This is a genomic window from Nocardioides sp. NPDC057772 (genome assembly GCF_042798075.1).
In the GTDB taxonomy this organism is placed as follows: domain Bacteria; phylum Actinomycetota; class Actinomycetes; order Propionibacteriales; family Nocardioidaceae; genus Nocardioides.
The window spans coordinates 7,773-9,645 of record NZ_JBHVKN010000196.1 but is presented as its reverse complement, the minus strand read 5'-3'; the positions used below and the strand labels follow the sequence as shown (position 1 = coordinate 9,645).

Genomic DNA, 1,873 nt, shown 5'->3' with positions numbered 1-1,873 from the left:
CCTCCACCATGGACCGCGACCGGCGTTCTCGTCCACGAGGCGCACTGATCGAGAGGAGCAGACCGATGACTGTCGTTGTCCTGTGCCTGCCCACAGACCACATCTCTCGTATCAGGAGCACCCGAAGTGACTCAGGAGAACATCTCCGCTGATCCCGCCGTATCCGACTCTCTGGCAGGGATCGACCCCCATTTCGTCTTCGACTTCCAGGCCTACGACGACCTCGAGGACGGACAGCGCTGGTCCACCTGGCTCTCCGTGGAGCCGCTCTCCCGTGGACCGGAGCCGCGCCCGGACTGGGTGGTGACCTCTCAGGGCGCCATCGACACCGAGCTCGGCATTCTCAAGACCGGCAAGGAGGCCGACGCCTTCCTGATCGTGCGGGCGGACCCGCTCTATCCGGAGCAGGAGGCGCTGATGGTCGCCAAGCGCTATCGCGACACCGACCACCGCACCTTCCACCGAGCCGCGAGCTACACCGAGGGCCGTTCGGTCAAGCGCTCCCGCGACGAGCGCGCACTGAAGAAGAACTCGACCTTCGGCCGCGAGGTCGCCAAGGCCGAGTGGGCCAACGCCGAGTGGAACGCGCTCGTACGCTGCTGGAACCTCGGCCTCCCGGTCCCCTATCCGGTGCAGATCGACGGGACCGAGATCCTGATGGAGTGGATCGCGGTCGACGACGGCAACGGGGAGCTGGAGACGGCACCGCGTCTCGCCCAGACCCGGCCGGAGCGCCACGTCCTGGAGATGTGGTGGGACGGGCTCGTCGACGCGCTGGCCACGATGGTGCAGGCGGGCCTGGTCCACGGTGACCTCTCGCCCTACAACATCCTGGCCCAGCAGGACCGGTTGGTGATCATCGATCTTCCCCAGGTCATCGACCTCGTCGGCAACCCGCTCGGCTTCGACTTCCTGCTCCGCGACATCACCAACGTCGCGAAGTGGTTCCAGGCCCGGGGCCTGGATGTCGACGAGCAGGAGGTCTACGCCGACCTGCTGGCCCACGCCTTCTGAGCCTGCCGTGTGCTGCCGGGGGTACACAATGTCGCACCCCCGGCAGCACAGCGCGACGGTTCAGCGGCTGACGGAGCAGACCTTGGGCGCTCCCTCGAAGTCGAGACCACCCGAGATCAGGTCGCCGAAGAACTGCGTGCGCATCGTGACGCCCGATGGGTGCTCGAGATCAGCGGAGTCGAAGTCACGGTTGGCTTCGGACAGCATGCCGTTCAGGTTCTGCAGCTTGCTGATCCGCCACCCGTGGTCGACGAGGTGGTCGAGGATCTCGACATATCCGGCAGCACCCGCCTCGCTCACCTCACCGAGGGCGACCTCCTCGGTCACCTCCCACCCGAACCAGGCACCCGCCTGGACCAGGTGGTTGTCCGACTCGTCGACGCCGCATCCGTCCACCGCGGCATCCTCTGGCCAGCGGAGCCCGTCAGGCGTCGGGATGGAGTTGATCTGCTCGAGGTGGGTTCGAGCTTGTCGCGCCAGACCTCGAGCGCCTTCTGGTCCGTGACGACCGCGCGCTCCGCTTGTCTGCTCTCATCCACACTCGCCCGGATGGCAAGGCCGGCGAGCAGCAGGAGGGCGCAGAGGATCGCGATGCCGATCCCTACTTCCATGAGTACGCTGCGTGCCGCCACCGCGCGAAGAAGGCGCATCTAGCGAACCAGTCCCCGCATCAGGGTCTCGACGACGTCGCGGACCATCTCCTGGGACTGCTCCGGGGGGACGAAGCCGGACCCGACGAACGTGGCCAGGCCCTGGAGCGCGCCAGTCTCTACTACGCCAAGCAACACCACGCCCACCTGCTGCAGTCCGCCCTACTGCCCCACACCCTCCCCCGACAGCCCGGTCTGCGGGTCGGCGC

General features: G+C 67.1%; 3 protein-coding genes. 2 read left to right on the top strand and 1 reads right to left on the bottom strand.

The window, feature by feature from the left end:
- The first annotated feature begins 126 nt into the window (after window positions 1-126).
- Entirely contained in the window at window positions 127-1,014 is an 888-nt protein-coding gene (locus ACFVJS_RS23040; protein WP_378885414.1) for a serine protein kinase RIO, read from the top strand.
- Between the two features lie 60 nt (window positions 1,015-1,074).
- On the opposite strand, the gene ACFVJS_RS23035 is transcribed toward ACFVJS_RS23040, so the two are convergent.
- Window positions 1,075-1,410 (bottom strand): hypothetical protein, encoded by a 336-nt coding sequence (locus tag ACFVJS_RS23035; protein WP_378885412.1) that lies wholly within the window; start codon window positions 1,408-1,410, stop codon window positions 1,075-1,077.
- A 125-nt stretch (window positions 1,411-1,535) separates the two neighbouring features.
- Between ACFVJS_RS23035 and ACFVJS_RS23030 the strand changes: the two genes are divergently transcribed.
- Window positions 1,536-1,873: hypothetical protein (locus tag ACFVJS_RS23030; RefSeq protein ID WP_378885410.1), on the top strand; the 338-nt coding region annotated here is incomplete at its 3' end.